Origin of the sequence: Paucibacter sp. B51, from assembly GCF_027863535.1 — a bacterium.
Lineage (GTDB): Bacteria > Pseudomonadota > Gammaproteobacteria > Burkholderiales > Burkholderiaceae_C > Paucibacter_A > Paucibacter_A aquatilis.
On sequence record NZ_JAPIVN010000001.1, the window covers coordinates 1,461,028 to 1,487,420 of the forward strand.

25 protein-coding genes are annotated in these 26,393 nt (G+C 67.0%); 4 read left to right on the forward strand and 21 right to left on the reverse strand.

The genetic code is table 11. The annotated features are described in order from the left end of the window. Positions 1-20: 20 nt before the first annotated feature. The gene (locus tag OOB33_RS06210) at positions 21-2,822 is read left to right on the forward strand and encodes an ATP-binding protein (protein WP_271008060.1); all 2,802 of its coding nucleotides are present in this window, start codon (positions 21-23) and stop codon (positions 2,820-2,822) included. 15 nt (positions 2,823-2,837) lie between these two features. Here the strand turns inward: OOB33_RS06210 and OOB33_RS06215 are convergent, their stop codons facing one another. From OOB33_RS06215 to OOB33_RS06255, 9 genes are all read right to left on the reverse strand, one after another. After that, positions 2,838-5,276, reverse strand: a complete 2,439-nt coding sequence (locus OOB33_RS06215) for a putative bifunctional diguanylate cyclase/phosphodiesterase (RefSeq protein ID WP_271008061.1) — start codon at positions 5,274-5,276, stop codon at positions 2,838-2,840. Between the two features lie 6 nt (positions 5,277-5,282). Continuing rightward, positions 5,283-5,840: a methylamine utilization protein gene (locus OOB33_RS06220; RefSeq protein ID WP_133155219.1), complete on the reverse strand. Its 558-nt coding sequence runs from the start codon at positions 5,838-5,840 to the stop codon at positions 5,283-5,285. A 264-nt stretch (positions 5,841-6,104) separates the two neighbouring features. Further along, the gene (gene holA / locus OOB33_RS06225; protein ID WP_102768433.1) at positions 6,105-7,175 is read right to left on the reverse strand and encodes a DNA polymerase III subunit delta; all 1,071 of its coding nucleotides are present in this window, start codon (positions 7,173-7,175) and stop codon (positions 6,105-6,107) included. Positions 7,176-7,199: 24 nt separating this feature from the next. Then, complete coding sequence (locus OOB33_RS06230) at positions 7,200-7,703, reverse strand: LPS-assembly lipoprotein LptE (protein ID WP_271008062.1); 504 nt, start codon at positions 7,701-7,703, stop codon at positions 7,200-7,202. A 2-nt stretch (positions 7,704-7,705) separates the two neighbouring features. Beyond that, complete coding sequence (leuS, locus tag OOB33_RS06235; protein ID WP_271008063.1) at positions 7,706-10,351, reverse strand: leucine--tRNA ligase; 2,646 nt, start codon at positions 10,349-10,351, stop codon at positions 7,706-7,708. A gap of 54 nt (positions 10,352-10,405) precedes the next feature. Next, a complete protein-coding gene (locus OOB33_RS06240; protein ID WP_102768430.1) occupies positions 10,406-10,849 on the reverse strand; it encodes an ExbD/TolR family protein in 444 nt (147 codons plus the stop codon). 36 nt (positions 10,850-10,885) lie between these two features. Continuing rightward, on the reverse strand, positions 10,886-11,542 hold the full coding sequence (locus OOB33_RS06245) for a MotA/TolQ/ExbB proton channel family protein (RefSeq protein WP_102768429.1): 657 nt from the start codon (positions 11,540-11,542) through the stop codon (positions 10,886-10,888). Then, positions 11,542-12,366, reverse strand: a complete 825-nt coding sequence (gene dapB, locus OOB33_RS06250) for a 4-hydroxy-tetrahydrodipicolinate reductase (protein WP_102768428.1) — start codon at positions 12,364-12,366, stop codon at positions 11,542-11,544. Before dapB ends, OOB33_RS06245 begins: the two co-directional genes overlap by 1 nt. A gap of 2 nt (positions 12,367-12,368) precedes the next feature. Continuing rightward, positions 12,369-12,950, reverse strand: a complete 582-nt coding sequence (locus OOB33_RS06255; RefSeq protein WP_271008064.1) for an outer membrane protein assembly factor BamE — start codon at positions 12,948-12,950, stop codon at positions 12,369-12,371. 105 nt (positions 12,951-13,055) lie between these two features. Between OOB33_RS06255 and fur the strand changes: the two genes are divergently transcribed. Beyond that, positions 13,056-13,484: a ferric iron uptake transcriptional regulator gene (gene fur / locus OOB33_RS06260; protein WP_171827135.1), complete on the forward strand. Its 429-nt coding sequence runs from the start codon at positions 13,056-13,058 to the stop codon at positions 13,482-13,484. Between the two features lie 33 nt (positions 13,485-13,517). Here fur and hprK read toward each other — a convergent pair whose 3' ends face one another. The 3 genes from hprK to hpf form a co-directional block, all read right to left on the reverse strand. Next, positions 13,518-14,480: an HPr(Ser) kinase/phosphatase gene (gene hprK / locus OOB33_RS06265; RefSeq protein WP_102768426.1), complete on the reverse strand. Its 963-nt coding sequence runs from the start codon at positions 14,478-14,480 to the stop codon at positions 13,518-13,520. A 52-nt stretch (positions 14,481-14,532) separates the two neighbouring features. Beyond that, the gene (gene ptsN / locus OOB33_RS06270; RefSeq protein WP_102768425.1) at positions 14,533-15,003 is read right to left on the reverse strand and encodes a PTS IIA-like nitrogen regulatory protein PtsN; all 471 of its coding nucleotides are present in this window, start codon (positions 15,001-15,003) and stop codon (positions 14,533-14,535) included. A gap of 319 nt (positions 15,004-15,322) precedes the next feature. Then, complete coding sequence (hpf, locus tag OOB33_RS06275; RefSeq protein ID WP_102768423.1) at positions 15,323-15,667, reverse strand: ribosome hibernation-promoting factor, HPF/YfiA family; 345 nt, start codon at positions 15,665-15,667, stop codon at positions 15,323-15,325. A 467-nt stretch (positions 15,668-16,134) separates the two neighbouring features. On the opposite strand from hpf, the gene corA reads away from it, so the two are divergent. Then, positions 16,135-17,109 (forward strand): magnesium/cobalt transporter CorA, encoded by a 975-nt coding sequence (gene corA, locus OOB33_RS06280; protein WP_102768422.1) that lies wholly within the window; start codon positions 16,135-16,137, stop codon positions 17,107-17,109. Positions 17,110-17,128: 19 nt separating this feature from the next. Here the strand turns inward: corA and OOB33_RS06285 are convergent, their stop codons facing one another. The 9 genes from OOB33_RS06285 to OOB33_RS06325 all read right to left on the reverse strand — a co-directional run bounded on the left by OOB33_RS06285 (position 17,129) and on the right by OOB33_RS06325 (position 25,211). Further along, a complete protein-coding gene (locus OOB33_RS06285; protein WP_102768421.1) occupies positions 17,129-17,569 on the reverse strand; it encodes a nuclear transport factor 2 family protein in 441 nt (146 codons plus the stop codon). Then, positions 17,566-18,351: an SDR family NAD(P)-dependent oxidoreductase gene (locus OOB33_RS06290; RefSeq protein WP_271008065.1), complete on the reverse strand. Its 786-nt coding sequence runs from the start codon at positions 18,349-18,351 to the stop codon at positions 17,566-17,568. Before OOB33_RS06290 ends, OOB33_RS06285 begins: the two co-directional genes overlap by 4 nt. Positions 18,352-18,364: 13 nt before the next feature. Further along, entirely contained in the window at positions 18,365-18,928 is a 564-nt protein-coding gene (locus tag OOB33_RS06295; RefSeq protein ID WP_271008066.1) for a DUF3833 domain-containing protein, read from the reverse strand. Further along, the gene (locus tag OOB33_RS06300) at positions 18,925-20,226 is read right to left on the reverse strand and encodes an MFS transporter (protein WP_333780318.1); all 1,302 of its coding nucleotides are present in this window, start codon (positions 20,224-20,226) and stop codon (positions 18,925-18,927) included. The genes OOB33_RS06295 and OOB33_RS06300 overlap by 4 nt, the downstream gene beginning before the upstream one ends. Beyond that, positions 20,192-20,770, reverse strand: a complete 579-nt coding sequence (locus OOB33_RS06305; protein ID WP_271008067.1) for a chalcone isomerase family protein — start codon at positions 20,768-20,770, stop codon at positions 20,192-20,194. The genes OOB33_RS06300 and OOB33_RS06305 overlap by 35 nt, the downstream gene beginning before the upstream one ends. A gap of 4 nt (positions 20,771-20,774) precedes the next feature. Then, entirely contained in the window at positions 20,775-22,001 is a 1,227-nt protein-coding gene (locus OOB33_RS06310; protein ID WP_102768417.1) for an SAM-dependent methyltransferase, read from the reverse strand. Positions 22,002-22,017: 16 nt separating this feature from the next. Then, positions 22,018-22,809 (reverse strand): DUF1365 domain-containing protein, encoded by a 792-nt coding sequence (locus tag OOB33_RS06315; RefSeq protein WP_271008068.1) that lies wholly within the window; start codon positions 22,807-22,809, stop codon positions 22,018-22,020. After that, on the reverse strand, positions 22,806-24,098 hold the full coding sequence (locus tag OOB33_RS06320) for an NAD(P)/FAD-dependent oxidoreductase (protein ID WP_223696700.1): 1,293 nt from the start codon (positions 24,096-24,098) through the stop codon (positions 22,806-22,808). Before OOB33_RS06320 ends, OOB33_RS06315 begins: the two co-directional genes overlap by 4 nt. 456 nt (positions 24,099-24,554) lie before the next feature. Further along, positions 24,555-25,211, reverse strand: coding sequence for a glutathione peroxidase (locus OOB33_RS06325; protein ID WP_271008069.1), 657 nt, complete (start codon positions 25,209-25,211; stop codon positions 24,555-24,557). Between the two features lie 114 nt (positions 25,212-25,325). Between OOB33_RS06325 and OOB33_RS06330 the strand changes: the two genes are divergently transcribed. After that, positions 25,326-26,324 (forward strand): MerR family transcriptional regulator, encoded by a 999-nt coding sequence (locus OOB33_RS06330; protein ID WP_271008070.1) that lies wholly within the window; start codon positions 25,326-25,328, stop codon positions 26,322-26,324. Positions 26,325-26,393: the final 69 nt, after the last annotated feature.

The following is a 26,393-nucleotide window of genomic DNA, read 5'->3' on the forward strand; positions in this document are numbered from 1 at the left end:
ATCGAACGCAGCGTCACACCATGGAATTCTTCGCCACCGACGCTGCCGTTGCCGCCCTGGAGCAAAGCCTGGCTCAGGGCGCCGTGCTCGACACCTTGCAGGAGCGCTTGCTGCTGGCCTGGGCCTTGCGCCAGCGCGACACCCTGCGGGCGCTGGAGCTGGCGCAGGATGTCGAGGGCCTGCTCAGCGCCAGCGAGTGGCGCGAGCCCCAGCGCATGGCGGTGCGCGGCCGCCTGAGCCTGCTGCGCGCCGAAGCGCACCTGCTGTTCGCCGAGATGGACGAGGCCCAGCTGCACATGAACCAGGCCGGTCAGGTCTTCGCCGGCCTGGCCGATGCGGCGGGCCTGGCCGATCTGCACTGGCTGCGCCATTACTTTGCGGCCGATCGCGGCGATGCCGGGGGCCTGAAGGAAGAACTGCGACGCGCCATCGCCTGCGCAGGCCAGGCCCGTGACCCGCACCGCATCGCCTTGCTGGAGGCGAACCTGGCCCGGGCCGAGGTGTTCGGCGATCCCATGCAGGCCGAGCGCGACTGGGGCGGGCGCCTGCCCCTCAGCAGTGCCGACATGCCCAGCATGGAAGGCGCCGCGCTGGAGGATTTCCGTGGCCTGCTGGCGGCCATGAGCGGCCATTACCTGCCCTCCATCCAGGCCCACTCCAAAGCCTTCGAGCTGGGCTTGCGCACCGGACAGATCCGCCGCGCCATCACCCTGGCCACCAATCTTGGGCACACCTACACCAAGATGAGTGATTTCCAGACGGCCATGGAATGGCTGCGCCGCGGCCTGGACCTGGCGCGCGCCTCGCGCTGGCCGAACCTGATCGCCCTCTGCCTGGCCCACACCGGCGAGGCCTTGCGCCGCCTGGGCCAGCTGGGCGATGCGCGCGAGCTGCTGCAAGAGTGCCTGCAGCTGCAGGCCCTGCCGCCGGAGTCGCGCACGCGTGCCCTGGCCCTGTCCTACCTGGGCCGCACCGAGCTCGATTCCAAGCAAGGCGCCGCGGCGCTGGCTGCGTTTTCCCAGCTCCGGCCTTTGGCCGAGGCCTCGGGTTCGGGCGATCTGCTCACCGATGCCAGCATCGGCCTGGCCCGGGCGGCTTTGTTGCAAGGCGATCTGCTCAGCGCGCGCCAGCAGGCCGAGCAAGGCCTGGCCATGGCCGAGCAGCAGCATGAGCCCGACAAAGAGGTGGACCTGCTCTGGGCCCTGGCCGAGGTGCATCAGGCCGAGGATCAGGTCGTGCAACGCTCGCCGCAGGACAGCAGGGCCCTGAGCTGGTACCAACGTGCCCTGCAACGTGCCGATGGCCTGGAGGCCTACACGCCCCAGGTGCGCCTGCTCGATGCCGCGGCCAAGGCAGCCGCCGCCCAAGGCAGCTTTGAGCAGGCCTACCACTGGGCGCAACGGGCCAATGAGCTGCGCCAGCGCAGCTTCAGCGAGGAAACCTCGCGCCGCTCGAGCGCCCTGCAGGTGCACCACCAGATCGAGCGTGCCCGCGCCGAGAGCGAGCATCTGCGCCGCCTGGCCGAATCCGAGGCGGCGCGCTTCCAGCTGCTGCGCGACTCGCACGAGGTGCTTCAGCATCTGGGCTTGATCGGCCAGGAGATCACCAACGAGCTGGAGACCGACCGCGTCTTCAATGTGATGGAGCGCCACATCCATGCGCTGCTGGATGCGCCCTGCATGTCGGTCTATCTGCTTGACGAGAGTGGCAGCCAGCTCTACTGCGCATTTGGCATGGAAGATGGTGAGCCCTTCATCGACCCGCCGATCCCGATGAGCTCGGAGCGCTCGCTGGCCGTGCGTTGCCTGAAGGAGCGCCGCGAGTACCTGCTCAACCGCCCCTCCGACGAAGGCTTGGGTGAGCAGGTGCCGGGCACCAGCGAGCTGCAAAGCCTGTTGTTCGCGCCGCTGGCGGTGGGCGACCGGGTGATCGGGGTGATGACCATCCAGTCGCCGCGTGCCGATGCTTACGGTGAACGCCAGCAGGTGATCTTCCGCACTCTGTGCTCCTACATTGCCATCGCGCTCGACAATGCCGGCGCCTATCTGCGCGTCAGCGAGTTGCAGCGCCAGCTGATGGCGCAGGAAAAACTGGCCGCCCTGGGCGCCATGGTGGCGGGCGTAGCCCATGAGCTGAACACACCCATCGGCAACAGCCTCTTGATCGCCAGCACCTTGCTCGGCGCCACCGACGAGTTTGCCCAGCAGGTGGAGCAGAAAGTGCTCAAGCGCTCGGACTGGGAGCGCTATGCCGACCGCACGCGCGATGGCCTGGAGGTCATCAACCGCAGCATGCAGACGGCGGCCACCCTGGTCAGCAGCTTCAAGCAGGTGGCGGTGGACCGCAGCTCGGAGCAGCGCCGTGAGTTCGCCCTGCGCGAGCTGTGCGAGCAATGCCTGCAGACCCTGTCTCTGCAGCTGCGCCGAGCCAATGTGGAGTGGCAGCTGCATATCGATGCTCAGCTGCAGCTCGACAGCTACCCAGGCGCACTTGGTCAGGCCTTGATCATCCTGTTCAACAACGCCATGGCCCATGCCTTCGAGGGGCGCGAGGCGGGCCGCATCGACATCGGCGCGCAGGCGCTGGATGCCGAGCGCGTGCAGCTCTGGGTGCAGGACGATGGGGTCGGCATGGCTGCCGAGGTCTGCGAGCGCATCTTCGAGCCCTTCTTCACCACCAAGTTCGGCCGCGGCGGCAGCGGCCTGGGCCTGAGCATTGCGCACAACATCGTCACGGGTCTGCTCGGTGGCCGCATCAGCGTGCACAGCACGCCGGGGCAGGGCAGCCGCTTTGTGATGGAGTTGCAGCGCGTGGCGCCCTGAGATTCAGGTCGGTGCTCAGTCGAGCTGGCTGAGCATGGTGTCGGCGCCGATGCTGCCGATTTCGGGGGCACGCCAGGCCCTGAGCCAATCCAGGAACTGCTCTTGAGGCATGGGCTTGGCGATGAAATAACCCTGACCCTCATCGCAGCCCAGTGCAGCCAGCAGGCGCCAGGCCTTGGCGCTTTCGACGCCTTCGGCCACCACGCTCAGGCCCAGGTTGTGGGCCAGCTCGATGGTCGAGCGCACGATCTTGGCATCGCCCAGATCGCTCTCCATGGCCATGACGAAGCTCTTGTCGATCTTGAGTTCATGGACGGGCAGGCGCTTCAGATAAGCCAGCGAGGAGTAGCCGGTGCCGAAGTCGTCGATGGACATCTTGAAACCGCGCTCCTGCAGTTGCTGCAAAGTGTGCAGGGCGCGTTGCGGGTCATCCATGATGGCGCTCTCGGTGATCTCCAGACACAGCGCATCGCTGCGCGCGCCGTGAGCATCGAGCATGGCCTGGATCTTGGCCGGCAGGTCCTGGTCCAGCAGGTCGCGGGTGGACAGGTTGACGCTGATGCGCAGGGCCAGGTCTTGCGCGCGCGCCTGCGCCCAGGCGGCGGCCGAGGCTTCGATCACCCAGGCCGTCAGGGCGCGGATGAAACCGGTCTGCTCGGCAAAGGGAATGAACTGCATGGGCGGCACCAGGCCGCGCTCGGGATGCTGCCAGCGCACCAGGGCTTCGGCACTGATGATGCGGCCGCTTTGCAGGTCGACCTTGGGCTGCAGGTAGAGGCGCAGCTCGCCGGCCTCCACGGCGTGGCGCAGCTCGCTCAGCAGGGACAGCGATTCCTGACTGCCGGCGTCCAGGCTGGCGCTGTAGAAGACGCTGCCGTTCTGCCGCTTCTTGGCCTCGAACATGGCCAGGGTGGCGCGGCTGAGCAACTGCTTGGCCTCGCGGCCGTGGGCGGGCGCCAGGGCCAGACCGATGCCGGCGCTCAGATCCACGGTCTGGTCCTTGATGCGCAGCGGGCGTTCGAAATCGCGATGGATGGCATCGGCCAGGGCCAGGGCTGCGCTTTCATCGGCCTGGCTCAGCAGCAGGGCAAACTCGTCGCCGTTGAGCCGGGCCAGGGCGTCTTCGCTGGCCGGCAAGAGCGCTTGCAGGCGCTGTGCCACTTTCTGCAGCAGCAGGTCGCCGAAATCATGGCCTTGCACATCGTTGACATGCTTGAAGCGGTCCAGGCCCAAGGTCAGCACCGCGCAGGGTGCCTCGGCATGGCCGTTCAGCCAGCGCTCCAGCACCTGCACAAAACCGGCGCGGTTGGGCAGGCGTGTCAGCTGGTCCTGAAAGGCCAGCTCGTTGAGGCTGGCGTCGCGCTGCTGGATGCCCTGGCGCATGGCCTCGAAGGCGCGGGCCAGATCGCCCACCTCGTCGGCGCTGCCATCCTGGGCCACCGGCGTGGCGTAGTCGCCGGCCCCCAGGCGCTCGGCCGAATCGGCGAGGGTCTTGATCGGCCGGCTGATGCGGCGCGCCGTCAGCACGCTGCCCAGGGCAAAGGCCAGGATGCCCAGCACGGTCAACGTGCCCAGGGTCTGGCGCAGGGTGCGGTAGGACTCGAACGCCTGGTCGAAGGAGCGCAGCAGCAGGACGGCCAGCTGCTGATCACCCGAGCGCAGCAGGGGCACGTAGAGGCCGCGCATTTCTTCCTCGCCCAGTTGCAGGCTGAAGGTGGGCTCGGCGGCCTGTACCTGGCCCGCCACCTGGCCGGTGGTGGCCGCATCGAGCACGCTGCCCAGCGGTGCCCAGGCCTGGCCCTCGGCCGGGCGCAGCAGAAAGACGCTGCGCAGGCCCGAGAGGGTTTGCAGTTCGCGCAAGGGCTCGGACTGCAGGTCCACGGCCATCATCAACCAGCCACCCAGGCCGGCGGCCTTCACCGGCACAAACACCAGCTGATACGCCCGCCCGCCCACCAGGGCCAGGCTGGCGCGGCCGCTGGGCTCGTTGCCGGCGTCCTCGGCCTCCTTGGCCTGGATCAGGGCAGGCAGCAGGGCGACAAAGGCCTCGGCCTGCGGCCGGGTGGCGGTGACCAGGCGGAAATCGGCCGAGACGTAGGCGATCACACTGGCGTCGACCAGCTGGCTGTTCTTGGAATCGAGTGCGCTGAACAAGGTGTCGGCAAACTCCGTCGCCGGCATGCCGGCGGCTTCGGCCAGCACGCTGCGGATGCCGTGGTTGTTCTCCAGCTGGCGCAGCACGGCCACGCGCTGCTGCGCATCCTGAGCCAGCAGATGGCCGAGCATGCGCTGGCCGGTTTTCAGTTCCGCCTCCACCGCCACCTCGGTGCTGCGGCGGATGTTGGCGTAGGTGATCATCCAGCTGGTCAGCTGCACCAGCACCAGCAGGGCCAGGAAGAGGGCGACGATGCGGCCTTCAAGCCGACGCAGATGGAGGAAAGCAGGCAGCTTCATGGCGCTTCAGCGCAGCGGCAGTTGCAGGGGCGCTGGTTCCTGGCCGGGAACCAGGCGCAGCGGAAAGCTGCTCAGCAGCGGGCTGCCCAACCTCGGGTGCCAGACCTTGAGCACATGCTCGCCGGGCGGCAACTCCAGGCGCAGCTGGCCCTGGGCATTGCTCTTGCCGAAGAAGGGCGTGTCGACGATGACGATATGGGCGCTCATCTCATCGTGGATATTGCAGCCCAGGGTGGCGACGCCGGGCTTGTCGAACAGCACCGGATCGGTCGGGGTGCCGGTGTAGAGCTTGAGGTCGAACTTCTTGGCCGCCGAGAAGGAGTAGACATGGTGGCGCACGGTGTCGAAGTTTGGGAAGTTGACGGCCGTGCCCGTCTGCACCACCAGCACGAAAGGCTGGAACTGGCGCTGGCGCTGCTCCATCTGGGCCACGCTGCCCGCGCCGGCACGGCCGGTCTGGCCTTTCACTTCCACGGCCATGGCGACATCGCCCAATGGCTGGCCGCTGGCGTTCTGCACGCTGAGCGTCCAGCCGGCGGCTTGGGCCGCGGCTGCGGTGCTCAAGCCAAGCAAACAGCCGATGAGCTGCAGTATGGAGGGCCGCAAGCCCGGCCAAGCCATCTGTGCCGCCGGGGCCGCAGGCGGGCGCGAGGGTGAGGGGCGGCGCCTGAGCCATGAATTCATCGTGGTGCCTGGTCTTGGGGGAGGGGCTGAGTCAGCGGCTCAACGCATCGGCGCAGGGCCAAGCCGCGCCGGATGCGCCGCTCAGCGACTGTATCGGCATTGCCCTGCGCGACTTGATGCCCCGGCGCGAATGACCGGGCGCTCTCAGCCTCGCAAGGCCAGGCGAGGCGTGCGCGTGGCCGTGGTCTCCACCAGCATCAGGGCCAGGCGGCGCAGGCCAGCCCAGGGCTCCAGCGGCCACTCGGGGTGGCGCAGGCCTTTGACCAGGCCGTCGCAGATCTGCGCGGCGGCCACCAGCCGGCTCAGGTCGCCGCTGTGCAGGCTGGGCACGATGCGCTCGAACAAGCGTTCCTTGGGCCCCCAGACGCGCGCTTCGCGCATGGCCATGGGCAAGGGCTTGCCGGCATCGACGGCGTCGCGCACGCGCTTGAGCGCGCGGATGTCCTCGGCCAGGCTCCAGTGCACCAGCACGGCGGCCTCGCCCTCGGCTTCCAGGCCTTCCAGCATGCGCAGCACGCGGGCGACTTGGCCGCCGAGCACCGCTTCGCTGAGCTTGAACACGTCGTAGCGGGCGACATTGAGCACGGCCGCCTCGATCTGCTCAAAGCTCAGCAGACCCGGCGGGTGCAGCAGGGCGAGCTTTTGCAATTCCTGGTGGGCGGCGAGCAGATTGCCCTCGACCCGGTCGGCAAAAAAGGCCAGGGTGCGCTGGCCGGCCTCGCCATCTTCGACGCGCTGGCCTTGCTGGACCAGACGCTGGGCGATCCACTGCGGCAGGGCGCGGCGTTCGATCGGGTCCACGCGCACGCAGACGCCGGCACCGTCCAGGGCCTGGAACCAGGCGCTGTTCATCTGCGTCTTGTCCAGCTTGGGCAGGGTGACCAGGGTCACCACGTCCTCGGGCAGCTGGGCGCAGTAACGCTGCAGCGCCTCGGAGCCGTCCTTGCCGGGCTTGCCGCCGGGGATGCGGATCTCGATCAGCTGGCGCTCGGCAAACAAGCTCATGGCCTGCGCCGCGCCGAGCACCGGGCCCCAGTCGAAATAGGCGCCGGCAACGGTGAAGACCTTGCGCTCGCCATAGCCCTGGGCGCGCGCCGCCGCGCGGATGGCATCGGCCGCCTCCTGGGCGAGCAGGGGCTCGTCGCCGTAGACGGTGTAGATGGGCCGCAGCGCCTTGGCGAGCTGGGGCTTGAGGGCGTCAGGGCGCAGTTGCATGCGTAGAACCTGGGTCAGCCGAGCTCAGGCGGGCAAGCGCACGGCCGAGAGGCGGCGCATGATCTGCGCCACCGCGTCGGACTGCATGGCCCGGTAGAGCTGGGCTTCTTCCTGCTCCTTGGCCAGGGCCGCGCTTTCTGTGTAGTTCATTTCGCGCGTCATGCGCAGCTCGGTGCGCGGCAGCAGCAGCTCGCCCGAGGGCACGCGCAGCAGGTAGTCGAAATTGACCCGCAGCTGCCACTCACGCACCTGGCCGGCGCTGGTGGACACCACCACCGATTTCTCGCGCGCATCGCGCAGCACCTCCAGCACCACCTCGGCGCGGTTGGCGTCTTCCACCATCAGCAGCGCGGTGCGCGAGAGCTGCCGCTTCAGATCGGCCGCCAGCGGCGAGCCCGGCTTGAAGCCGCTCAGCGCCAGGCTGCGGAACAGGAACTCCGGCTCGCGGCGCAGCTCGAAGCCGCAGCCCACCAGCGGGGCAGTGGCGGCGGCCAGGAGCAGGTGGCGGCGCTGCAGCAGGGGGTTCATCGTCAGACGACCAGATTGACCAGGCGGCCGGGCACGATGATGACCTTCTTGGGCGCCTTGCCTTCGCTGAACTTGGCGAAGTCTTCGCTGGCCAGGGCCACGGCTTCGATGGCGGCCTTGTCGGCGGCGGCCGGCACCTTGATGGCGCCACGCAGCTTGCCGTTGACCTGCAGCATCAGCTCGATCTCGTCCTGCACCAGGGCAGCTTCGTCCACGCTCGGCCAGGGCGCGTCGAGCAGGTCACCCAGCTCGGCGGCATAGCCCAGGTCTTGCCAGAGGGCGTGGGTCAGGTGCGGGCAGGCGGGGTAGAGCACGCGCAGCAGCACCGAGAAGCCTTCACGCACGGCCGCATCCTGGCCCTGGGCCTTGAAGCCTTCCAGCGCGTTCAGCAACTTCATGGCACCCGAGACCACGGTGTTGTACTGCATGCGCTCGTAGTCGTAGCTGATCTGCTTCAGCACCAGATGCACCTCGCGGCGCAGGGCCTTGCCCTCGCCGTTCAGGGCGGCGTAGTCGCGGCCGCCGGCCTGGATGGCGGCCTCGTTCTTGGCGCCGAAGCCCCAGACGCGCTTGAGGAAGCGGTGGGCGCCCTCGACGCCGGCGTCGTTCCACTCCAGGGTCTGCTCCGGCGGCGACGCGAACATTACGAACAGACGGGCCGTGTCGGCGCCGTACTGGTTGATCAGCTCCTGCGGGTCGACGCCGTTGTTCTTCGACTTCGACATGGTCGTCATCTCGTACTCGAGCGCCGAGCCGTCGGCTTTCAGCGTGCCGCCGATGACCTGGCCATGCTCGTTGGTCTGGACGTTGACCTCGTGCTCCCAGAAGTAGTTCTTGCCTGCATCGGCCGGCTTCTGGAAGAACGCGCCCTTGAGCACCATGCCCTGGGTCAGCAGCTTGGTGAAGGGCTCGTCGATCTTGACCAGGCCCAGGTCGCGCATGACCTTGGTCCAGAAGCGGGCGTAGAGCAGGTGCAGGATGGCGTGCTCGATGCCGCCGATGTACTGGTCCATGGCGGCGCCTTGGCGCATCCAGTACTCGGTGCCGGCGCCGACCATGGCGTCCTGGTTTTGCGCGTCGCAGTAACGCATGAAATACCAGGACGAATCCACGAAGGTGTCCATGGTGTCGGTCTCGCGGCGGGCGGGCTTGCCGCAGACCGGGCAGGGCACGTTCAGGAAGGCGCTGTGCTTGTTCAGCGGATTGCCGCTGCCGTCCGGGATGCACTCCTCGGGCAGCACGACCGGCAGGTCCTTCTCGGGCACCGGCACCGCGCCATGCTCCTCGCAGTGGATGATGGGGATGGGCGTGCCCCAGTAGCGCTGGCGGCTCACGCCCCAGTCGCGCAGGCGCCAGGTGGTCTTCTTCTCGCCCAGGCCCTTGGCGCCAAGCAGCTCGGCCACCTTGTCGACCGCGGCCTTGTGGCTCAGGCCGTCGAGCACGCCGGAGTTGACGCAGACGCCTTGCGACTTGTCGCCGAACCAGTCGGCCCAGGTGCTGGTCGAGAAGGTCTGACCCTCGACGGCCACGACCTGCTTGATCGCTATGCCGTACTTGTTGGCAAAGGCGAAATCGCGCTCGTCATGCGCCGGCACGCCCATGACGGCGCCGTCGCCATAGCTCATCAGCACATAGTTGCCGACCCAGACCGGCACCTGCGCGCCGGTCAGCGGGTGCGTGACCACGAGGCCCGTGGGCATGCCCTTCTTCTCTTGCGTGGCCAGCTCGGCCTCGGTCGTGCCGCCCTGCTTGCATTCCTCGATGAAGGCGGCCAGCTCGGCATGGCCTGCGGCGGCGTGCGCGGCCAGCGGGTGCTCCGGCGCCACGGCGCAGAAGGTCACACCCATGATGGTGTCGGCACGGGTGGTGAAGACGTAGAGCTTGCCGTCCTGGATCAGCGCACCATCGGCACCCTTGATTTCATGGGGGAAGGCGAAGCGCAGGCCCTGGCTCTTGCCGATCCAGTTCTCCTGCATGAGGCGCACGCGTTCGGGCCAGCCGGACAGGTAGTTCTTGTCCTCGGGGTTGGCCACGGCGGCCAGCAGCTCTTCGGCGTAGTCGGTGATCTTGAGGTAGTAGCCGGGGATCTCGCGCTTTTCGACCAGCGCACCCGAACGCCAGCCGCGGCCGTCGATCACCTGCTCATTGGCCAGCACGGTCTGGTCCACCGGGTCCCAGTTGACGACCTGGGTGCGGCGCTCGGCGATGCCCTTTTCGAGCATCTTCAGGAACAGCCACTGGTTCCACTTGTAGTACTCGGGCTGGCAGGTGGCGATTTCTCGAGACCAGTCGATGGCCAGGCCCATGGCCTGCATCTGGGTCTTCATGTAGGCGATGTTGGAGTAGGTCCACTGCGCCGGCGGCACCTTGCCCTTCATCGCGGCGTTTTCGGCCGGCAGGCCGAAGGCGTCCCAGCCCATGGGCATGAGCACGTTGTAGCCCTTCATGCGCAGCTGGCGCGTGAGCATGTCGTTGATCGTGTAGTTGCGCACATGGCCCATGTGCAGCTTGCCGCTGGGGTAGGGCAGCATGGAGCAGGCGTAGAACTTGGGCTTGCTCTGATCCTCGACCACGCGGTAAGCGTCACGGGCTTGCCAGTGGGAGCGTGCGGCCTGTTCGACCTCGGAAGGGGTGTACTTTTCGTTCATGGTGGGCTCGGTGCGAAGTGCGCCGATTGTAAAAGTCGTGGGCCGGGCTGCCGCTCAGGGCTGCTTCGGTAGGGGCGTGGGCGCGGTGTCAGCGTCGGTGACGAAGGCCATGCGGTGCAGGCCGGCGGCCTGGCACCAGCCGATCAGCTGGGCCACCGCGCCGTAGGGCGCAGCCTGATCGGCACGCAGCTGCACCTCCAGCTCGGGCCGGCCGGCGCCCAGGGTCTTGAGGCGTTGTTGCAAGGTGGCGGCGTCGAGCTTTTCTTCGCCCAGGTAGAGCGCGCCATCGGGTGCCACGGCCAGGGCGATGAACTGCGGCGTGTCGCCCGGTGTGGCGGCCTCACTCTTGGGCAGGTCCAGGCGCAGGGAGTTGCTCATCAGCGGCGCGGCGATCATGAAGATCACCAGCAGCACCAGCATGACGTCGATCAGCGGCGTCATGTTGATCTCGCCCATGGGCTTGGGGCTGTCGCGGCGTTCCAGGCGGCCGAAGCTCATCTCAGGCTCCGGCGGCGCGTGGCTGGCGCTGCTCGCTCACGGTTGCGCCGGCGCATCGCTGAACATTTCGCGCAGGTCGTGCGCAAAGCCTTCCAGCTCGGCCTCGCAAGCGCCGAGCAGCTTGCCGAAGACGTTGTAGGCCAGCACGGCCGGGATCGCCACGGCCAGGCCGGCGGCGGTCATGATCAGCGCTTCGCCTACAGGGCCGGAGACGCGGTCCATGCTCAGATTGCCGCTGGCCGAAATGCTGACCAGGGCGTGGTAAATGCCCCAGACCGTGCCGAACAGTCCGACGAAGGGCGCGGTGCTGCCGATCGAAGCGAGCAGCACCTGGCCGAACTGCAGGCGCTGCAGAACGCCGTGCAGTGCGTCGCGCAGGCGGCGAGTCAGGCGGGAATGGGCGTGGCCTGCGGCATCCAGGGTGCCGCTGCGGGTGTCGCTGGTGGCCGCGTCCAGCAGGGGCAGGAGCAGGCCTTCGGCATCAAAGTTCTGCAGGGCAGTGCGGCCCGAGTCGAGATCGTTCGCATCCCAAAAAGCCGGCACGGCGCGTGCCAGGCTGCGGCGCGCACGCTGCAGGGTCCAGCTTTTCCAAAGGATCAGCACCCAGGCGCTGACCGACATCAGCAGCATGAGCAGGGCCACGCCGCGCGTGACCGCATCGCCTTGGTCCCAGAAACCTTGGAAGCCGCCCATCATCCCTTGAACCCCAGGACATCATTCATGTCGTAGAGGCCCGGGCCCTGGCTGGCCAGGAAGCGCGCAGCGCGCAGGCTGCCCTGGGCAAAGGTGGCGCGGCTGCTGGCCTTGTGGCTGATCTCGATGCGCTCGCCGATGCCGGCGAACAGCACGGTGTGGTCGCCGATGATGTCGCCGCCGCGCACGGTGGCAAAGCCGATGGTCGAGGGATCACGCTCGCCGGTGACGCCTTCGCGGCCGTAGATGGCGCAGGCCTTGAGGTCGCGGCCCAGGGCCTGGGCCACGGCCTCACCCATGGCCAGGGCGGTGCCGCTGGGGGCATCGACCTTGTGGCGATGGTGGGCTTCGATGATCTCGATGTCATAGCCTTCGCTGAGCGCGCGCGCCGCGCGGTCCAGCAGGCCCAGCACCACATTGACGCCGACGCTCATATTGGGCGCCATCATCACGCCGGTGCGTGCGGCTAGGGCGCCGATCTGCGCCTTCTGCTGGGCATCGAAACCGGTGGTGCCGATCACCAGCTTGACGCCCAGCTCGGCGCAGAGGGCCAGATGGGCCAGGGTGCCCTCGGGGCGGGTGAAATCGATCAGCACATCGCTGGCTTGCAGCGCAGCGCGCACATCGTCGCTGATGGCCACGCCGCAGATCTTGCCGAGGAAAGCGCCGGCATCCTGGCCCAGCGAGGGCGTGCCCGGCCGGTCAAGCGCCGCGCTGAGCTGGCAATCGGGTGCCTGCAGCACGGCTTCGATCAGCATGCGGCCCATGCGACCGGAACTGCCAGCGATGGCGATGCGCAGGGGTGGGGTCACGCTCGTCGTCATCTTCAGGACTTCTTTTCCAGCGGCGGGTAGGCGCGCACCGGGCCCACGGCCTCGGCGGCCGGCACGGCGGGCTTGGCGGGAATGGGCAGGGCTTTGCGCTCGGCTTCGCTCAGTTCCAGCTTGGGCGGCTCGCGACGCTCGGCCTTGGAGCTGATGGAGGCAACGAACTCGTTCTCGCCGGGCAAATCTTCCGGCGCCTCAATCGACTTCAGGACATCACCGTTGAACCAGACCACCACCTTGCGTTGCTGGTACAGCGTACCCTGGCGTTTGATGGTGAAGACATAGTCCCAGCGCTCGGCGTGGAAGGGGTCGGTCAGCAAGGGTGAACCCAGCAGATCGCGCACCTGGGCGCGCGGCATGTCCGGTTTGACGCGAGCCACCAGCTCCTTGGTCAACACATTGCCCTGCACGACTTCCAGCTTGTACGGTGTGATGCGTTCCAGCATGGTCTGGCCGCTCGACGAGCTGAGCATGTCCAGGCTCGGCATGCTGGAGCAGGCACTGAGGGCGCTGGCGCCGGCGACGACCAGCGCCAGAACTGCGGATCGGGCTGGAATTGCAAGTGTTTTGGGGCTGCGCATGGCGTGATTCTGTGGGGGCTTGGGCCGGTCGGCGCCCGTAGCTGGCTATGATCGGGCCATTCTAGCGGCAGGCCCATGGTGGGCCGCGCCGGCCCCAGCAGTGTCATGAACCGCACCGACGAGATCAAGAACAGTGGCCTGAAAGCCACCCTGCCGCGTATCAAGATTCTGGAGATTTTCCAGAAGACGGCGCAGCGCCACATGACGGCTGAAGACGTCTACAAAGCCTTGCTGGTGGAAGACGCCGACATCGGCCTGGCCACCGTGTACCGCGTGCTCACCCAGTTCGAGCAGGCCGGATTGCTTTCGCGCAATCATTTCGAATCCGGCAAGTCGGTGTTCGAACTGAACGAAGGCCATCACCACGACCATCTGGTCTGTCTGACCTGCGGGCGGGTGGAGGAGTTTTTCGATCCTGAGATCGAGGAGCGCCAGCACGCCATCGCCCGCGAGCGCGGTTTCAAGCTGCAAGACCATTCCCTGGCCCTGTACGCGGCCTGCGTGAAGACCGACTGCCCGCACCGCGGCAGCTGATCGCCAGGGCGATTCGCCCGGCGGCCGACGCGCTCAATCGTCGTTGTGCTGCCCTTGTTCGATCGCCCGCTGATGGCGCTCGACAAACTCCCGGTAGGTGTCGATGCCGCGCAGCTGCAGCACGGTGTTGCGCACGGCCGCTTCGACCAGCACGGCCAGGTTGCGGCCGGCATCCACGGCGATGATGGCCTTGCGCACCGGCATGCCCAGCACGTCTTCGTAAAGCGGCTCGTAGGGCAGGCGCTCGAAGTCGCGCTCCATGGTTTCCTTGCGCACCAGGTGCACGATCAGCTTGAGCCGCATCTTGCGGCGCACGGCTGTCTCGCCAAAGATCGCCTTGATGTCGAGCAGGCCGATGCCGCGCACTTCCAGCAGATTGAGCAGCAGCTCGGGGCAGCGGCCCTCGATGGCGGTTTGCGAGATGCGGAACAGATCGACCGCATCGTCGGCCACCAGGCCGTGGCCGCGGGAAATCAGCTCCAGGCCCAGCTCGCTCTTGCCCAGGCCGGACTCGCCGGTCAGCAGCACGCCCAGGCCCAGGATGTCCATGAAGACGCCGTGGCGGGTGGTGCGGTTGGCAAACAGCTGCGCCAGATAGGCCCGCACCACGTCGATGACGTGGCCGGCCGACTCGCGGGTGACGAAGAGCGGGATCTCGGCGCGGTCGCACATGGCGACCAGACGGTCCGGCGGAGCCTGGTCGTCGGCGACGATGATGACCGGCGGCTCCAGCGTGACGATGCGTGAGATGCGGCGGTCCAGCACCTCGCCCGAGGCCTGGCTCAGATACGCCACCTCGCGGCGGCCCACCAGCTGCACCCGGTAGGGGTGGATGTAATTGAGGTAGCCGACCAGATCGGCCGACGATTGCGCGTCGCGGACGGCGGTTTCGTCGAAGCGGCGCTCCGGATGCGCGTGGCCGGCAATCCACTCCCAGCGCAGGCGTTCACGATGTTCTTCGAAAAGCCGGTCGGCGCTGATGGAGGTGGGTTTCACTGATCGTTCGGCGGCGCGTTGCTGGGCGGGTGGGTGAGGGTGCCGTCGCCGTTCAGGCGACCGACTTCAGCGGTTCCCAGGCCGAAATCAGGCGGTGCAGATTGGCGGCCTCGGGGTCGGTCTTGAGCTGCTCGCGCAGGTCGCGGTCCGACAGCATTTCGGCGATCTCGGACAGGATTTCCAGATGCCTCTGCGTGGCTGCTTCGGGCACTAGCAGGAAGATCAAGAGGCTGACCGGTTCGTCATCGGGCGCGTCAAAACCGATCGGCTGCTGCACGCGCAGCACGGCGGCCAGCGGGTTTTTCAGGCCCTTGATGCGGCCGTGCGGGATGGCCACGCCGTGACCGAGGCCGGTGGAGCCGAGGCGCTCACGCGCGAAAAGATTGTCCGCCACCACCGCGCGCGAGATGGCGTGATGGTTCTCAAACAGCAGGCCAGCCTGCTCGAAAACGCGTTTCTTGCTGGAGGCATCCACATTCACCAACACATTGTCGGCGGGAAGGATGGCGGCGAGACGGTTCATGGTGTCGAAGCGTCGCATACGGCTGGGTGGGCCTTGGGCGGGACGCTTGGTCGGTGTCGAATCGATGAATTATAGAAAGCTCACCGGTTTCCCGGCCCCCCTGTATTCAGTGGCGGTGCACAAATACGTGAACTGCTGCGGTGCAGCAACGACTGTGCGAGGGGTGATTCAGGCCGACGAAATCGGCCACTTGATCTTCGGGCTCGGGCAATGAAAAGGCGACCCGAAGGTCGCCTTGCGTTGTGCTCACGGATGGAGCGTCTGGAGGATGCCTTGCCTGGAAGCTTTCAACAGACGGGCGATCTCCGAACAGTTCGGCTCAGGGCGCTGGCGTTTCCATCAGGCGCTTGGCCGAGGTGTGGTGATGGTCCTGCAGGCGGTCCTTGTGGCGCACCACCTGGCGGTCCAGTTTGTCCATCAGCTGATCAATGGCGGCGTAGAGGTCTTCGCTGGATTGCTCGACGAAGATGTCGCGTCCCTTGACGTGCAATGTCACTTCGGCCTTTTGCCGACGTTCCTTTTCCTTCTGCTTTTCCACGGTGAGCAAGACATTGATGTCAACGACTTGATCGAAATGGCGGGTCACTCGATCTAGCTTGGTGAGTACGTACTCACGCAGAGACGGTGTTACTTCCAAATGGTGGCCACTGATTGTCAGATTCATAAAACGGCCTTTCACGAAAAGAAAGTCGAGAGTTCGGAAATCAGGAAAAGAACGAAAAAAACGGATCGCTGGGTCTCTGTCTGGGGCTCTTGTGTAGTGAATCGGCGAATTCAGTTTGCACCTGAAGCGCCACTGTGACAAGTGCTTGACAGCCAGAACAAGGGCCTTAGTCCGTTTGACTTTGCGGCTTGGCAAAGAGCGTGATGGATTGGGCAAAAAGCGCCCCGCGGCGAGGTGATAATCATGGAATCCCAGCTACGGAGTCTTTCTTGGACAGCGATCACCCTCGGTGACCGTCCACTCCCTCGCCAAACGCGCCAGCGCCGCTTGCCTTTTGTCTTGCAGCCGCGCCCGCGTCGCTTGTCCGGAGTGAGACGGGTCCCCACACACCCACACCCGGACGGCGCTCGGCCCGTCCTGCTCGATAAAAGAACAAGAGACGGCGCTCGCGCGCTGGAGGTTTTTGCATGCTGAATGTGTTCACGCTGGACAACGGGCGCCTGAAGGGCGGACTGTTCCAGGAAGAAATCGAAACCGCCGAAGACCTGGCCCTGTCGCGGCCGGTGTGGGTGGATCTGGAGAACCCGACGGCGGTGGAAAAGGGCTGGATTCGTGACCGCTTCGGCCTGGTGATCCCGGAAGACATCGTCGACGAAGACCTGGAAGAGTCGGCCCGTTTCTACGAAGAAGACAACGGCGAACTGCACATCCGCTCCGACTTCTTGATCGATGACGACGAGGCCCCGCGCAATGTGCGCGTCGCCTTCATCCTCTACAACAATGTGCTGTTCTCGGTGCACAACGAGGACTTGCCGGTGTTCCGCCTGCTGCGCCTGCGCGCGCGCCGCATCCCGGCCCTGATCGAAGACGCCAAGGATGTGCTGCTCAAGCTCTACGACGCCGACGCTGAGTACTCGGCCGATGTGCTTGAGGGCATTTACGACAATCTGGAGAAGGTCAGCGCCCGCGTCTTGAAAAAGGACGTGAACGACACCGAGGCCGGCGAAGTGCTGGCCGCGATCGCGCGCGAGGAAGACTTGAACGGACGCATCCGCCGTAACGTCATGGACACACGGCGCGCACTCAGCTTCATGATGCGCAGCCGCATGCTCAGTGCCGAGCAGTTCGAGGAGTCGCGCCAGATTCTGCGCGACATTGACTCGCTCGATTCGCACACGGCCTTCTTGTTCGACAAGGTCAACTTCCTGATGGATGCCACGGTTGGTTTCATCAACATCAACCAGAACAAGATCATCAAGATCTTCTCGGTGGCCAGCGTTGCCCTGCTGCCGCCGACCCTGATCGCCAGCGTCTACGGCATGAACTTCAAGGCCATGCCCGAGCTCGACTGGCAGTACGGCTATCCCTTCGCCTTGGGTCTGATGCTGGCTTCGGTGGCCGCGCCCTTCATCTACTTCCGCCGCAAGGGCTGGTTGAAGTAGGCAAAAAGGCCGGCGCAGCTCAGTGCGCGCGCAAACGCCGCTTGAGCGCGCGCATCAAGGCTCCCAGCAGCGGCAGTTTTTCGTACAGCTCTTCGGCCGCGTCCCAGTAGTCACGGTGGTAGGCCACGCGGCCGTCGGGCGCGAAGCGCAGATGGCTGCTGCCGTGGATGCGCAGCGGTTCTGTCTGACCCTGGCGCTGGACGATGAAGTCCCAGGCGAGAAAGCACTGGTTCCCCTCGCACAGCGCCTCCAGCACCTCAAAGCGGGGCTGGTTCAGGGTTTCGAACATGTGCGCGAAGATGCGCCGCACCCCAGCCAGGCTCTGGACTTCGTTGAACGGGTCTTTGAAGTAAGCGTCTTCGCAGTAAAGCTGGTCGAGTCGCGCCAGGTCGGCGGGTTGCAGCTGTTCGAAGAATTTGATCACCGCCTGCACGCGCGGGTCGGGGTTGCTTGTGCTCATAGTCCGGTGGCGCGCCGCACGGCGCGAAAGTAGAGGCCGTGTCCGAGGTGGCTGAGCAGCTTGAGCCAGAGCGTGAAGCGCTTGGGGAAATGGATCTCGAACTCGCCTTTGGACCAGCCCTTGAGGATCTCGCTGGCGGCCTGTTCGGCGCTGATCAGGGCCGGCATCGCAAAGTCGTTCTGCGCCGTCAACGGCGTGGCCACAAAGCCGGGGTTGATCACCGAGACGCCAATGTGCTCGGGCGACAGGTCCAGGTACAGCGCCTCGGCCAGGTGGCTGAGCGCCGCCTTGGACGGCCCGTAGGCCAGCGATTTGGGCAGGCCGCGGTAGCCGGCCACGCTGGACACCAGGCTCAGATGGCCGGGCTTGCCCTGCCGGGATTGCTCCAGCAATTGCGGCAGCAAGGCCTGCAGCAGCTTGAGCGCACCGATGTAGTTGATGTCCAGATGACGCAGGGCGTCGCTGAGCGAGAACCGCTGCGCGCGCATGGGCTGGTAGTAGCCGGCGCAGTACATGCACAGGTCGATCTGTCCGTGGTGGCGCACGATCTGCTGCACCGCCGCGAGCAGGGACTGCTCGTTCATCACGTCGAGCGCCAGGGGTTGCGCGCCCGGATGCTGGGCGGCGAAGTCATTGAGCAGATCGGCCTGTCGCGCCGAGACGATGACCCGCGCACCGGCCGCATGCAGCTTGGCCGCCACCGCCCGGCCAATGCCGCTGGAGGCGCCGACCAGCCAGACCGTGCGGCCATGCCAGCTCTGGATCTTGGGGTTCAGGGACATGGACGCGTTCTGCTCAGAGTTTCTGGAACGACAGGGTCACTTCCCCGAGCGTAAGGCCGAATTTGCTCATCCTGGCCTTGTTCAGCAGGGTGCGCTCGTCCACCAGGTACATCCAGTCGTCGAATTGCACCTCGTAGACGCTGCCATCGACCGGCAGCTTGAGCGTGTAGGCCCAGCGCAGGGCATTGCCGGCGGCCTGGCCCTGGGCCTCGCCCAGCACATCGGCCGCGGTGCCGCTGTAGCGGCCCTGGCCCAGGTCTTTCAGGGTCCAGACGCGGCGCTCGCGCTTGCCGTCGCTGTACTCGAAGTCTTCTTCCAGCACCCCGGTGTCGCCGGTCCATGTGCCCTGCAGCTTGACGATGAAGCGGCGCTGCACTTTGCCGGCACGGTCGGTGAAGATGCCGTGGGCGATGAGGGGGCCATTGAAATAGCGGCGCAGATCCAGCGTGGGCGTTTCGCGGGCGTAGTCCTCCGGCTGGGGCGCCGAGGCGCAGCCGGCCAACAGGCTCAAGGCACCCGCAGCGGCGCTCGCCAGCAGCAGGCGGCGGTGGGATCGGGTCGTGGGGGTCGTGGTCATGGCAGGTCCTCCCCTTGCGGGCGTATCCAATGGCGGTAGAGCAGGGCTGCGGCCGCCAGCTTGAGCAGGCAGGGCAGCAGGCAGTAAGACAGGGTCAGGGCGTTCAGCGCATCGGCGTCGCGGGCGCCCGGTGTGTAGCCCAGCAACTGAAGCAGGGGCAAGGCCAGACCGGCAGCCAGCGCGAGATTGAGCTTGTTGGCGGCGTTCCACCAGCCGAAGAAGCTGCCCTCGGCGCGGGCATGCAGACCAGCGCGCTGGATCACGCCGGCCAGCATGGCGCCCGGAATAGCCAGGTCCGCTCCCAGCGCGGCCCCACTGGCCAGGCAGACCGCCACAAAGCCGATCTGGTCGCCTGCGCCCAGTACCGCCGCCCAGGCGAACGCCGCCACGGCCAGCACCATGCCCAGGCCCCAGCTGCGGGCCTGACCCCAGCGCGCCACCCCGCGCAGCCACAGCGGCAAAGAGGCCGCGGCGGCCAGGAAATAACTGGCCAAATACAGGCCTTCGGCCTGCGGCGTTTGCAGCCGGTCGCGCACAAAGAACAGCAGCAAGGTGGCCGGGATCGCCGCCGCAATGCCGTTCAGCAGGAACACCGCCAGCAGGCGGCGAAAGCCGCGGTAAGCCCACACCTGAATCGCCCGCGCGCGCACCGCCGGCCCACTGGCCAGGGCGCGCGGTGCCCAGCGCAGCAGGAGCAGGCTCAGGCCCAGGGCGGCCGCCAGCACGACGGCCGTGCCGGCCAGGCCGATCCAGCCGGGCAGCAGGCTGGCTGCGATCACGCCGGCCAGGGACAGCCCTTCACGCCAGGCCACCACCCGGGTTTGCTGGGCCGGGCTGCCGCCCAGGCGTGCCCCCCAGGTCTGGTGCATCACGCTGAGCAGGCTGTAGCCCCCATAGCAGACGAGCAGAAAGGTGCCGCACCAGAGCAGCAAGCCCTGGGGCTCGCGCAGTGGCGGAAAGAACAGGGCGTAGAAACCTGCGCCCAGGGCGGCAGCTGCCCCGGCCATCAGCGGCAGCACGCGGCGTGGGTGTTCGTTCAGCCAGCGGTCGCAAAGTCGGCCGATCCAGGGGTCGACCAAGGCATCGAGCAGGCGTGCCGCCAGCAGCAGGGCGCCCAGCCAGGCCAGCGGCATGCCGAAGTTCTGGGCATAGTGCGCCGGCAGGCTGACGTACAGCGGCAGGGCCACAAAGGCGAGCGGGAAGCCCAGACCGCCATAGCGCAGGCCGGCCGCGCGGCCGCGGCCCAGGCCGGCGCTTGGGGTTTCAGCCTTGGCTGCTTGGGCCACGGTGTTCGCCACGGGCCTGGCTGCTGTCGGCCGGGCGTTTCAAGAGTTGCTCGCGCATGCCGGGCTCCGAGCTTTGCGTCGCCAGCCAGATGCCGCTGAACAGGCGGGCGAACTCGGCGTCGGCGATCTGCCGGCGCGGCTGGCTGTTGACGAAGAACTGCACGCCGCGCCCCGGCTCGAACAGGCCGCTGATGCGGTCGCCGGCCTTGACGTCGGGGAAAGCAGCCTCCATCTCGGCCAGCCAGCGCTGGGCTTTTTCCTCGCTGATCTCGGCCTGGCGCCGCATCTCCACCAGCGAGCGCTTGGCGATCTCGCGGCCGCTCAGGCTGCGCGCGTACTCCAACTCGAGCGCCAGGGTCTGGCGCGACCAGTTGTCCGCGTTCACGTGCTCCGACACCCAAAGCCGGATGTCGTAGATGCGCAGGCCGAAGAAACGCATCTGCGCTTCCGACTGCAGGCGCAGCGCCTCCGGCACTTCGGCTGGACGCTTGCGCTGCGCGTGGGCCGGCAGGACCAGCAGGCCGGGCATCGCAAGAAGCAGGGGGCGGCGCCGCATGGTCTCAGCCCTCTCGCAGCAGGGTGAACTGCATCACATCGGTGTTGTCGGCGGCGAAGGCCGCTTCGCAGTACGCCAGGTAGAACTCCCAGAGCCGCATGAAGCGGGTGTCGAAGCCGAGTTCGCGCACCGGGCCCTCCTGGTGGAGGAAGGCCTCGCGCCACTGGTGCAGGGTGCGGGCGTAATCCTGGCCGAAGGCCAGCTCATTGACCACGCGCAGCCCGGCCTTGGCCGCGTGCGCGCGGAACTGGCTGGGGCTGGGCAGCATGCCGCCCGGGAAGATGTACTGCTGGATGAAATCGCTGGAGCGCGCATAACGCTCAAACAGATCGTCGCGGATGGTGATGGTCTGGATGCAGGCGCGGCCACCGGGCTTGAGCTTGGCGGCCACGGTCTGGAAGTATCCATCCCAGTATTCGCGGCCCACGGCCTCGAACATCTCGATGGACACCACCGCATCGAAGGCCGGATCGGCAATGTCGCGGTAGTCCTGGAAACGCAGGTCGGCCTGCGCGGCCAGGCCGGCCCCGGCCAGTCGCTCCTGTGCCCAGGCCAGCTGCTCGCTGGACAGGGTGACGCCGGTCAGGTGGGCGCCGAAGTCGCGCGTGGCTGTTTCCGCCACAGCGCCCCAGCCGCAGCCGATCTCCAGCACGCGGCTGCCCGGGCCGATCTGGCATTCCTCCAGCGCGCGGCGCATCTTGGCGGTCTGGGCCTCGGTGAGGCTGCGCTGCGAGTCGCCTGCGAACCAGGCGCTGCTGTAGTTCATGCTCGGGTCGAGCCAGAGCCGGTAGAAGGCATTGCCCAGGTCGTAGTGGGCGTGGATGTTCTTGCGGCTGCCGGCGCGGCTGTTGCGGTTGAGCAGGTGCTTGACCCGGTGCAGCAGGGCGCCCCACCAGGAGCCGAAGATCACCGCATCGAGCGCCTCGCGGTTGCGCACGAAGAGCTCGAGCAGGGCGCGCAGATCGGGCGTGCTCCAGTGGCCCGCCACAAAGCTCTCGGCAAAGCCGATATCGCCCGAGCGCAGGGCTGCGGCGCAGACCGCCCAGTCGCGGATGCGCAGGGCCGCGCGTGGGCCTTCGCTGCCGCCGAAATGGGCGCTGCTGCCGTCGGGCAGCTGCACATCGAGGCTGCCGTGGCGCAGATGCCCGAGCAGGCGGAACACGGTGCGCGCGGCGGCCGGGGCGTCGCTGGGCAGGGTGGTTCTTTGCGTGAGCGTCGTGCTTGTGTTCATTGCAGGCTTGCAACCCTCAGCGGGTCACCAGAGTTTCAGGGGCGGCAGGTTTGCCGAAGAAAGGCACCCGCTTGAGTGCCAGGCGCAGGGCCTGCCAATGGATGCGCCAGATCAGCATCAGGCTCATCGCCGGCATGGCGAAAAAGGCCGCGCGGGCGCTGGCCTCGGTCAGTGGCTGGAGCTGGCCGCTGACGCTGGTTTGCAGCAGCGGGCCGGCTTCATCCTCGTGGTCGATGCGAGCCACGGTGCGGGCGCCGCCGCGGCTGCTGTGCATGAAGCGAAAGCGGTAGCCACCGGCCACGCGGCAGAACGGCGAGACGTGGAAGACCTTGCGCGCTTGCAGCTCGCGACCGTAGGCCAAGCCCTCACCTTGCAGCAGGTAGCAGTGGCGCTCGCCGAAGGTGTTGTTGACCTCGACGACGATGGCCGCCAGGCTGCCATCGCGGCGCTGGCAGTACCAAAAGCTCACCGGTTTGAAGGCATAGCCGAGCACGCGCGGGAAGCAGTGCAGCCAGATCTCGCCGTCGGCATCCTCCACCGCTTCACGGGCCAGCAGCGCCTCCAGCCAGGCCAGGGCGTCGGGGCCGCCATCGCCGTGGTCGGCATCGTGGAAGCTCAGCCAGCCGAAGCCGTTGCGGTGCAGGGCGCTGCAAGGCTCCTGGCGCAGCCGTCGCATCGGCAGCATCAGGAAATAGCTGCCGTAGGCAAAGGCATGGTCGCTGGGGCGCAGGCGGCGGTGGCGCACGCCGCCGCGTCCGATCAGCGCCTGCTGCGGCCAGGCCTGGGTGCCGGCGGCCGTTTCGCTCATGCCGCTTGCTCCGCCCAGCGCTGAGTCAGCGCCCGGGCCACGCCCAGGCCGGACAGCAGGCCGTCTTCATGGAAGCCATAGCGCGTCCAGGCGCCGCAGAACCAGACCTGGCCCTCGCCCTGCATCTGCGCCACGCGGCTCTGCGCGGCCACCGCAGCGCGGTCGAACACCGGGTGGGCATAGTCGAACTCGCCCAGCACCTGGCTGGCCTTGGGCTCGCGCACCGGGTTGAGCGACACGACGACCGGCTGCTGCCAGGGCAGGGGCTGCAGGCGATTCAGCAGGTAGTGCAGGCACACCGCGCTTTGCTCGGCGCCGGGGCGGCTGCCGCCGTGCTCGTAATTCCAGGCGGCCCAGGCGCGCTGGCGCTGCGGCAGCAGGCCGGCGTCGGTGTGCAGAACGGCGCGGTTGCGGTGGTAGGCGATGGCGCCCAGCACCTGGCGTTCGAGTGCGCTGGGCTGATCCAGCAGGCGCAGCGATTGGTCGCTGTGGCTGGCCATCACCACCGCGTCAAAGCGTTCGCTGCCCGCTTTGGAGTGCACCAGCACGCTGCCGTCAGCCTGGCGGCTGACGGCTTGCACGGGGCTGTTCAGGCGCGCATCGGCAATGCGGGGCAGCAGCTTGTCGACGTAATGGCGTGCGCCGCCGCGCACGGTGAACCACTGCGGCCGGTTCGTCACCTGCAGCAGGCCGTGGTTGTGGCAGAAGCGGATCAAGGTGCTGATCGGGAAGCTCAGCATCTGCGCCGTCGGGCAGGACCAGATGCAGGCGACCATGGGCAGCAGGTACCAGTCGCGGAAGGCGGCGCTGAAGCGCTGCTCGTCGAGGAACTCGCCGATGGGCTGGGCCAGCGCGCGCTCCTGGCCGCTGCGGGCCAGCTCGGTACAGACGCGGTTGAAGCGCGTCAGATCGCTGAGCATGCGCCAGAAGTCCGGCCGCAGCAGATTGCGGCGCTGGGCAAACACGGTGTTGAGGTTGCTGCCACTCCACTCCAGCTGGCTGCCCGGCGCTTGCACCGAGAAAGACATATCGCTGGGCGCCACCTCCACGCCCAACTGCTCGAAGAGCTGGATCAGCAGCGGGTAGGTGCGCTCGTTGAAGACCAGAAAGCCGGTGTCCACACCGTGGCTCGTGCCCTGCAGCTCGACATCGACGGTGTGGGTGTGGCCGCCGAAGTAGTCATTGGCTTCGAACAGGGTGACGCGGGCTTGCGAGCTCAGCGCCCACGCGGCCGACAGGCCGGCGATGCCGGAGCCGACCACGGCCACGCGGCGCGCGTTCGGGGGCAGGGCGTCGGGGAACTGCGGCGCGCCGAGTTGGCGCAACCACGGCAGCAAGTCAGTGGCGTGACTGTCGGCGGCGCCCGTAGCTTGGCGCAAAAGAGAAGGGCTTCCAGCGTGGCTGGAAGCCCTGGGAATAAAAGAAGTCGCAAGACGCCTCGGAGCCAACGAGGGAGGGAGGGAGGAGGAGGAAAACGGCTCCGAGATTTCAGCCCCTACACAGGGGAGATCTTGCGACTGGAATCGGTTGCATCCTACCGAAGTATTCGTTTGCGCGAAAGCCGCAGCGCTGGTTTGCAAAGCTTTACACAAGCCTGCGTCATCCTGGGACAGGCGACTCAGAAGACCTGTAGTTTGGGTAAAAAAACCGGTAGCGCTGTCGCCCAAAAGAGGGACATGCGATGGCTTGAAGGCGACAGAGTGGGGCATGGCGGTGCGGCAAAAAAACAAACGGTCAGACGGACGTCAGGGTTTGGCGAGCAGGCGCTCGAGTTCCTGGGTGAAGGTCTGACCCAGCGGGTCGGTCATGGAGCCGAAGCTCTTGATCTCGCTGCCGTCGCGCGAGACCAGGTATTTGTGGAAGTTCCACTTCGGTGTCTGGCCGGTGCGCTTGCCCAGATCGGCGTACAGCGGGTTCAGCCCGCTCTGGCCGGCCTTGACCACCGATTTGGCAAACATGGGGAACTTCACATTGAAGGTGTTCTCGCAGAACTCGGCGATTTCCTTGTTGCTGCCCGGCTCCTGGCCGCCGAAGTCATTCGAGGGGAAGCCCAGCACCACCAGGCCGCGCGGGGCGTAGCGGCTGGACAGGGTTTCCAGTGATTTGTACTGCGAGGTGAAGCCGCAAAAGCTGGCCGTGTTGACCACCAGCACCACCTTGCCGGCGTACTGACACAGGGCCTGCGGCTTCTCGTCCTGCAGGCGTGGGAATTCGCGCTGCAGCAGCTCGGGGCAGCTGGCGCTGGCAGAAGCGGCCGGCGCCGCAGCGGGCGCCGCGCGGACGGGGGACACCCAGGCCGCCAGCGCCAGGGCGGTGGCCAGTGCGCCGCAGCTCAGCGCAGCAGCGCGGTGAGCCGGAGCAGGGCGGGCGATGGCGCGGTGCGAGCGGGAGATGTTGTCCATAGTTTGTCCTAGTCAAAACTTCGTTCTTTATCTATATTAGGGCATCTCAAGAAATTTGTCCTATGTTTGTCCAATACAAAAATCTACGCATGCGGATGAACCAGGAGCGCCTGCATGGCTGAGGTTCTGGGCCTTCCGGACCGCCCGCCCTCGGCGGCGACCGAGGCGGCGAGCGCTGGTGACGCCGCCGCTGGCTTGCCGGGCATCGCCGCGGTGGAACGTGACACCGGCATTGCCAAGGACACTTTGCGCATCTGGGAGCGGCGTTACGGATTCCCGGCGCCCTTGCGCGATGCGCTGGGCGAACGCGTGTACCCGCCGGAGCAGGTGCAGCGCTTGCGCTTGCTCAAGCGCTTGCTGGACGCGGGCCATCGCCCCGGCCGGGTGGTGGGGGCTAGCGACGAAGCCTTGCAAGAGCTGCTGCAGCTGAGCAAGGACACTCGTTCGGATGGTGGCGCTGCCGCCGCCCTGGGCGTCGATCTGGACGAGTTCTTGCAGATGTTGCGCCGCCACGAGGTGCTGGACCTGCGCCGCCAGCTGGCTCAGACCCTGCTGCGCCTGGGCTTGGGCGCGTTTGTGCGCGAGGTCGCGGCGCCGTTGACCGTGCGCGTGGGCGAGGCCTGGATGCGTGGCGAGCTGGAGGTGTTCGAAGAGCACTGCTACAGCGAGGCCCTGCAGCAGGTGCTGCGCCAGGCGATTCAAGCCATCCCGCCCTTTGCCCTGGGCGAGCGGCCGCGGGTGCTGCTCAGCACCCTGCCGGGCGAGCCTCATGGCCTGGGTCTGCTGATGGTGGAGGCCTTGCTGGCGCTGGAAGGCTGCCAGTGCCTGTCCTTGGGTGTACAGACGCCGGCCAGCGAGCTGGTCAAGGCCGCAATGGCCCATGAGACCGATGTGCTGGCCCTGAGCTTCAGCGGCCTGCTCAATGCCGCCCAGGTGCAGCGCCAGCTGCGAGACTTGCGCGCTGCGCTGCCCGAGCGTGTGGCCCTGTGGGCCGGCGGCAGCGCGGCTGCCTTGCAGCGGAAGTCCGGCCTGCCCGGGCTGGAGCATTTGACCGAGCTCGATCAGGTGGCGCCGGCCGTGGCTGCGTGGCGCAGCGGACTGACAGCCTCCTGATTTCCTGCGACAAGACCGTGAAGACCGGGGGCCGGAGCAGGGCATCCCTGCCGAGTGGCTCATGGCTTG